The organism is Paeniglutamicibacter sp., from assembly GCF_046714615.1.
Classification (GTDB): Bacteria; Actinomycetota; Actinomycetes; order Actinomycetales; family Micrococcaceae; genus Paeniglutamicibacter.
The window spans coordinates 1-7,201 of record NZ_JBKKAP010000016.1; the positions used below are offsets into that span (position 1 = coordinate 1).

The 7,201-nt window shown below is 67.8% G+C and carries 8 protein-coding genes; 3 read left to right on the plus strand and 5 right to left on the minus strand.

What is annotated here, in order from left to right:
- Positions 1-151 precede the first annotated feature (151 nt).
- The 3 genes from zwf to pgl are packed head-to-tail and all read left to right on the plus strand — an operon-like array spanning position 152 to position 3,403.
- On the plus strand, positions 152-1,711 hold the full coding sequence (gene zwf, locus ACLQ7E_RS02030) for a glucose-6-phosphate dehydrogenase (protein WP_411730875.1): 1,560 nt from the start codon (positions 152-154) through the stop codon (positions 1,709-1,711).
- Positions 1,708-2,649 carry a glucose-6-phosphate dehydrogenase assembly protein OpcA gene (locus ACLQ7E_RS02035; protein ID WP_411730876.1) on the plus strand — a complete coding sequence of 314 codons (942 nt, stop codon included), beginning with the start codon at positions 1,708-1,710 and terminating at the stop codon, positions 2,647-2,649. The genes zwf and ACLQ7E_RS02035 overlap by 4 nt, the downstream gene beginning before the upstream one ends.
- Positions 2,639-3,403 (plus strand): 6-phosphogluconolactonase, encoded by a 765-nt coding sequence (gene pgl, locus ACLQ7E_RS02040; RefSeq protein ID WP_411730877.1) that lies wholly within the window; start codon positions 2,639-2,641, stop codon positions 3,401-3,403. Before ACLQ7E_RS02035 ends, pgl begins: the two co-directional genes overlap by 11 nt.
- 77 nt (positions 3,404-3,480) lie before the next feature.
- Here the strand turns inward: pgl and secG are convergent, their stop codons facing one another.
- The 5 genes from secG to ACLQ7E_RS02065 form a co-directional block, all read right to left on the minus strand.
- Positions 3,481-3,732, minus strand: coding sequence for a preprotein translocase subunit SecG (gene secG, locus ACLQ7E_RS02045; protein WP_411730878.1), 252 nt, complete (start codon positions 3,730-3,732; stop codon positions 3,481-3,483).
- A 28-nt stretch (positions 3,733-3,760) separates the two neighbouring features.
- A complete protein-coding gene (gene tpiA, locus ACLQ7E_RS02050; protein ID WP_411730879.1) occupies positions 3,761-4,576 on the minus strand; it encodes a triose-phosphate isomerase in 816 nt (271 codons plus the stop codon).
- Positions 4,573-5,805, minus strand: a complete 1,233-nt coding sequence (locus tag ACLQ7E_RS02055; RefSeq protein ID WP_411730880.1) for a phosphoglycerate kinase — start codon at positions 5,803-5,805, stop codon at positions 4,573-4,575. Before ACLQ7E_RS02055 ends, tpiA begins: the two co-directional genes overlap by 4 nt.
- A 28-nt stretch (positions 5,806-5,833) precedes the next feature.
- Positions 5,834-6,847 (minus strand): type I glyceraldehyde-3-phosphate dehydrogenase, encoded by a 1,014-nt coding sequence (gene gap, locus ACLQ7E_RS02060; protein ID WP_411730881.1) that lies wholly within the window; start codon positions 6,845-6,847, stop codon positions 5,834-5,836.
- A gap of 240 nt (positions 6,848-7,087) precedes the next feature.
- Positions 7,088-7,201: Fe-Mn family superoxide dismutase (locus ACLQ7E_RS02065; RefSeq protein WP_411730882.1), on the minus strand; the 114-nt coding region annotated here is incomplete at its 5' end.

Sequence of the window (7,201 nt, forward strand, 5' to 3'; positions counted from 1 at the left end):
GCCCCTCTCGCCCCGGCCGCGGCGCCCCCCCCCCCCCCCCCCCCCCCCCCCCCCCCCCCCCCCCCCCCCCCCCCCCCCCCCCCCCCCCCCCCCCCCCCCCCCCCCCCACCCCCCCTCGGTTACCCCCCAACACCTGAAGGTCCCCCTTTTGATGCCCGATTCCTCCCGGCGCCCCGCGCGCAACCACCCCAATCCCCTGCGTGATCGCCGGGACCGGCGCCTTGACCGCATTGCCGGCCCCTCCGCCCTGGTGTTCTTCGGCATCACCGGCGACCTGGCCCGCAAGAAACTCATGCCCGCCGTCTACGACCTGGCCAACCGCGGCCTGCTGCCGCCGAACTTCGCCGTCGTCGGCTTCGGGCGCCGATCCTGGGACGCGCACCAATTCGCCGCCGAGGCCAAGGCCTGGGTGCAGGGGCACTCCCGCACCCCCTTCAACGAGACCGTGTGGGAGCAGCTGGCCAGCGGCTTCAGGTTCATCTCCGGCGGGTTCGACGACGACGACGCGTTCATCGCGCTGCGCGAGACCCTCGACGACCTGGCGCAAAGCCGCAGCACCGGCAAGAACCACGCCTTCTACCTCTCGATCCCGCCGAACTCCTTCGAGACGGTCTGCGAGCAGCTCTCCAGGCACGGGCTGGCCAACGACGACTCCGAAGACGCCGGCTGGTCCCGGGTGGTCATCGAAAAGCCCTTCGGGCACGACCTGGCCTCCGCCCGCGAACTGAACGAGATCGTCGAGTCGGTCTTCCCGCCCGACGCCGTCTTCCGCATCGACCACTACCTGGGCAAGGAAACGGTGCAGAACCTGCTGGCACTGCGCTTTGCCAACCAGCTCTTCGAGCCGCTGTGGAACTCCAACCACGTCGACCACGTGCAGATCACCATGGCCGAGGACATCGGCATCGGCGGGCGCGCCGGCTACTACGACGGGGTGGGCGCTGCCCGCGACGTCATCCAGAACCACCTGCTGCAGCTGCTGGCCCTGACCGCCATGGAGGAGCCGATCAGCTTCGACGCGGACCACCTGCGCAGCGAGAAGGAAAAGATCCTAACCGCCGTCCGGCTGCCCGGCGACCTCGCGCAGGCAAGCGCGCGCGGCCAGTACACCTCCGGCTGGCAGGGCGGGGAAGAGGTCACCGGCTTCCTGGACGAGGAGGGCTTCAACCCGGCCTCCAAGACCGAGACCTACGCGGCGATCAAGCTGGAGATCAACACCCGCCGCTGGGCCGGGGTGCCGTTCTACCTGCGCGCCGGCAAGCGCCTGGGCCGGCGCGTCACCGAGATCGCCGTGGCGTTCAAGCGGTCCCCCAACCTGCTCTTTACCGACCACAAGGACGACGAGTTCGGGCAGAACGCCATCGTCATCCGGGTCCAGCCCGACGAGGGCGTGACCATCCGCTTCGGCTCCAAGGTACCCGGGACCTCGATGGAGGTGCGCGACGTGACCATGGACTTCGGCTACGGGCACGCGTTCACCGAGTCCTCCCCCGAGGCCTACGAGCGGCTGATCCTCGATGTGCTGCTGGGCGAGCCGCCGCTGTTCCCCCGCCACGAGGAGGTCGAGCAGTCCTGGCGCATCCTTGACCCGTTCGAGGAACACTGGGCGTCACTGCCCGAACAGCCCGAACCCTATGCCCCCGGTTCCTGGGGCCCGGCCTCGGCCGACGAATTGATGGCCCGCGACGGAAGGACATGGCGCCGCCCATGATAGTCGAGATGCAAGACACCACGACCTCGAAGATCTCCAAGGAACTGGTCACCATGCGCCGGGCCGGCGGCTCCTCCGCGCTCTCCCGCGTGCTGACCCTGCTGGTGATCACCAGTGCCGGGTTCGAGGAGGACGCCATCGCCGCGGCCTCCCTGGCCAGCCGCGAGCACCCCTGCCGCATCGTGGTGGTGGTCCAGGGAGCGGCCACCGGTGCCACCCGGCTGGACGCGCAGATTCGCCTGGGCGGGGAGGCCGGCGCCGCGGAAGTCATCGTGCTGCACACCTTCGGGCCCGACGCGCACGTGGACGAGTCCCTGGTCTCCGGTCTGCTGCTGCCCGACGCACCGATCGTGGCCTGGTGGCCGCACGGGGTGCCGCAGGACGCTTCGCAGACCCCGCTGGGGAAGATCGCGCACCGCCGCATCACCGACTCCGGCGCCGAGGCCGACCCGCGCGCCGCGCTGTTCTCCCTCGCCGAGTCCTACCGGGCCGGGGACACCGACCTGGCCTGGACCCGGCTGACGCTCTGGCGCGCCCAGCTGGCCTCGGTCTTCGACCAGCTCGACCCATCCCAGGTCACCTCCGCGACCGTCACCGGCGCCGTGGACTCCCCCTCCACCGTGCTGCTCGCAGCCTGGCTGCGGCTGTGCCTGGGGATCCCTGTCACCCTGGCGTCCTCCCCCGAGGGCACCGGCGTCCGCTCCGTGCGCTTCGCGCTGCCCACCGGGGACGTCGAGCTTTCCCGTCCCCCCGGGGACGTGGCCGAGTTGTACCAGCCGGGCCAGAAGGCCCAGCTGATCTCCCTGCCGCGGCGCTCGGTCTCCGACTGCCTGGCCGAGGAAATGCGCCGCCTGGACCCCGACGAGGTATTCGGCGAGGTCGTGCGCGTGGGCCTGAAACGCACCAACCTGAGGAGCATCCGTGCCAGTGAACGCTAGGCGACACGTCGTCATCCACCCGGACCTGCCGGCCACCGCGGCGGCGGTCGCTGCCCGGCTGCTGACAGCTGTCCTGGATGCGCAGGCGGCGCGCGGCGAGGCATCCATCGTGCTCACCGGCGGAACCCTGGGCATTGCCTCGCTCGCGCAGGTCGCAGCCTCCCCCGCCCTGGGCGCGGTGGACTGGTCGCGCGTGAACATCTACTGGGGCGACGAGCGCTTCGTCGAATCCGGCTCCGCCGACCGCAACGCGGTGGCCGCTGAGGTGCTCCTGGGCGTGCTCGATGGCCACGGGCTTGACCGCGGCCGCGTCCACCCGATGGGCTCGACCGACGACTTCGCCACCCCCGAACTCGCCGCCGGGGCCTACGCGCAGCTGCTGGCCGAGGAGGCAGGCAACGAGGGCACCGCGGGAGCCGTTCCGGTGTTCGACGTGCTGATGCTGGGCATGGGCCCGGATTCGCACGTGGCATCGCTCTTCCCCGACCACGCGGGCGCCACCCGCACCGGGGTAAAGGTCATCGGGGTGAGGGCCTCGCCAAAGCCGCCGCCGCTGCGCGTCTCGCTGACCTTTGAGGCGATCAACACCGCCCGCGCCGTATGGCTCGTGGTCGCCGGGGCCGACAAGGCGCCCGCGGCCGGCGTCGCCCTCGGCGAGTCCCCCGTGACCCGCGAACGTGTTCCGGCCTCGGGTGTTTCGGGCACGCAGGGCACCTGGTGGCTCATGGATGCAGCCGCCGCGGCACTGATCTAGCCCGCGGCCCGCACACGAAAAAGCGCGGCTTGCCTCGTCCCTATGGATGAGGAAAGCCGCGCTTTATGTGCTGAAGGCTAGGACTCGACGCTGAAGCGCATGACCAGGCCCAGGCCGATGATGACGGCGGCCCAGGTCAGTCCCAGGACGATGGTCACGCGGTTGAGGTTGCGCTCGGCGACGCCGGAGGAACCCAGCGAGGTGGTCATGCCACCGCCGAACATGTCGGACATGCCTCCGCCGCGCCCCTTGTGCAGCAGGATCAGCAGTGTGAGCAGCAGGCTCGTGATGCCCAGCAAGATCTGCAGTACCAACTTGATGACGTCCACTATTGCCCTTCAATCCGCTCGATGGCGATTAGTCGGTCACCAGATGGTGCTCGAACCTAACAATGTTAGCAAATTCCGCGGCGTCCAACGAGGCGCCGCCGACCAACACGCCGTCGACGTCGCGTTCGGCCAGGATCTGCGCCACGTTCGACGCCTTGACCGAGCCGCCGTAGAGCACCCGGACCTTGGAAGCCGTGTCGGCGGCGAAGAGCTGCGCAAGCTCGGCGCGGATGGCGGCACAGAGTTCCTGCGCGTCCTTCGGACCCGCCACCTCGCCGGTGCCAATCGCCCACACCGGCTCGTAGGCCACGACCAGGGTCTCGGCCTGCTCGGCGGTGACCCCTGCCAGCGATCCGCGCAGCTGCTCAAGCGTGTACTCGACGTGGGTGCCGGCCTGGCGGATCTCCAGCCCCTCGCCCACGCACAGCACCGGGACGAGCCCGTGGCGGTACGCGGCGGCGACCTTGGTGGCCAGCAGCTCGTTGGACTCGCCGTTCAGTGCACGGCGCTCGCTGTGTCCCACCAGCACGTAGCCGCAACCCAGCCGGGCGAGGAACTGCCCGGAGATCTCCCCGGTGTAGGCGCCGGAGTCATGGGCCGAGAGGTCCTGGGCGCCGTAGCGCACGGGCAGGTTGTCGCCCATGGTCAGCGTCTGCACGCCGCGCAGGTCGGTGAACGGCGGGAAGACCGCCACCTCGACCCGTTCGAAGTCGTGCTCCGCATCGGCCAGCGTCCAGGCCAGCTTCTGCAGCAGCGTGATGCCCTGGACGTGGTCCATGTTCATCTTCCAGTTGCCGGCAATCAGCGGCTTCCGGTCGAATTTTCCATTGGTGGATGTGGTCACTTACGCGCCTCCAAGGCAGTCAGGCCTGGCAGTTCCTTGCCCTCGAGGTACTCGAGGGAGGCACCGCCGCCGGTGGAAATATGTCCAAAATCGTCGTCGTGGAAGCCGAGCGTGCGCACCGCGGCCGCCGAGTCGCCGCCGCCGACGACGCTGAACGCCTCGGAGTCCGCCAGCGCGCCCGCAACGGCACGGGTGCCGTTCGCGAACGCCGGGATCTCGAAGACGCCCATCGGGCCGTTCCAGAACACCGTGTTGGCGCTGCGGATGTAGCTGGCGAATTTTTCCCCGGAGTCCGGACCGATGTCCAGGCCCAGGCCGGTGGCGCCAAATGCCCCGCCGGTGATGTTGTCCGCCGCCAGCACCTCGTGCTCGGCGTCGGCCCCGAACTTGGAGGCCACGACCACGTCGGTGGGAAGCACGATGTCGCAGCCCAGTTCCTTGGCGCGCTTGAGGTAGCCGCGGCAGGTATCGAGCTGGTCAACTTCAAGCAGGGAGCCGCCGACCTCGTGGCCCAGGGCCTTGAGGAAGGTGAAGGCCATGCCACCGCCGATCAGCAGGTGGTCGGCGCGGCCGAGCAGGTTGTCGATGACAGCAAGCTTGTCCGAGACCTTGGAACCGCCGAGCACGACCACATAGGGGCGCTTGGGGGCCTCGGTGAGGGTCTTGAGGACCGTCACCTCGGTGGCCACCAGGTCGCCCTGGTAGGCCGGAAGCAGCGCCGCGATGTCGAAGACCGAGGCATGCTTGCGGTGCACGGCACCGAAGGCATCGTTGACGTAGGCGCCGTTTTCGCCGGTCAGCGCGGCAAGCTCTGCCGCGAATTCGGCGCGTGCCGCCTCGTCCTTGGAGGTTTCGCGTGCGTCGAAACGCACGTTTTCCAGGACAAGCACGGCGCCGTCGGTTAGTTCCCCGGCCAGTTGGCGGGCCGAGGGACCCACGACGTCGCTTGCGGTGCGCACATCGAGCCCGGAGAGCTCGGCGAACCGGGTGGACGCCGGGGCGATGGAGTATTTGGGGTCGGGTTCGCCCTTGGGGCGACCGAGGTGAGCCATGACAATGACGCGTGCGCCGGCCTCGGCCAGCTTCTGCACCACGGGTATGGAGGCGCGGATACGCCCATCGTCGGTGACGGTGAGGCCATCAAGCGGCACGTTCAGGTCGCTGCGGACCAGAACGCGCCGCCCAAGGACACCATCGGCGATCAGTTCGTCGAGAGTGTGGGAAGTCATGTGACTAGGTTATCGGAAGAGTCCGGGACTAACCGAGCCGCGCGCCGACGTATTCGGTCAGGTCAACCAAGCGAGAGGAGTAGCCCCACTCGTTGTCGTACCAGGCGACGATCTTGGCGGTGGTGCCGATGACGGTGGTGAGGCCGGCGTCGAAAATCGCGGAGTGCTCGTCGTGGACGATGTCGGTGGAGACCAACGGATCCTCGGTGTACTTCAGGTAGCCGACCAGCGGTCCCTCTGCTGCTGCCTTCTTGAAGGCTTCGTTGATTTCCTCAACGGAGGCCTCGCGGGCCAGGTTCACGGTCAGGTCGGTGGCCGAGCCGGTTGGTACGGGAACGCGCATGGCGTAGCCGTTGAGCTTGCCCTTGAGCTCCGGGAGGACCAGGCCGATGGCCTTGGCCGCACCGGTTGAGGTCGGGATCATGTTCAGTGCCGCGGCGCGGGCACGGCGCGGATCGCTCTTGTGCGGGGAATCCTGCAGGTGCTGATCCGCGGTGTAGGCGTGGATGGTGGTCATCAGACCGTCGACGATGCCGAACTGGTCGTTCAGGACCTTGGCGATTGGGCCCAGGCAGTTGGTGGTGCAGGAAGCGTTGGAGATGATGTGGTGCTTGTCGGCTTCGTACTTCTCGTGGTTAACGCCCATCACGATGGTGATGTCTTCGTGGGAAGCCGGGGCGGAGATGATGACCTTCTTGGCGCCTGCCTGCAGGTGCTTCTCGGCGTCGGCGGCCTTGGTGAACAGGCCGGTGGACTCGATGACGACGTCGACCCCGAGCTCGCCCCAGCCGAGGTGTGCGGGGTTCTTCTGCGAGAGCACCTTGATGCGCTTCTTGCCGATGACGATGAACGCACCGTCAACGCTCACGTCTTCGGCCAGGCGGCCCAAGACGGAGTCGTACTTGACCAGCATGGCCAGGTCATTGATGGAACCAAGATCGTTTACTGCAACGATCTCGATGTTTGCGCCCTTGGCGAGGGAGGCTCGCAGGAAGTTGCGGCCAATGCGTCCGAAACCGTTAATGCCAACACGGGTAGTCACGTGTATTTCTCCTAGACAGAGTGGTGTTGCCACTGCCGCGAAAAGAGGGCCCCGGTGTTGGGACACATGAAACGGAGTGGCTTGGAAAAAATTGGACACTCCGTTGTGTCGTCAGCGGGATGCTGACCGGGTTGTTGCGTGTCTTGCGGAATGAACCGCAAGACACGCAAAACACGATGTTTACATCTTACGCCACAAAGGCGATAAATGTGAGGAGGCTTACGTCTCCGTGTCGGCGTGTTACTTGCCGGGGACAACCAACTTCGGGGCACCGGCACGCGCCGCCTCGAAGCGGGCCGACACATCGGCCCAGTTCACGATGTTCCAGAACGCCTTCACGTAGTCGGCCTTCAC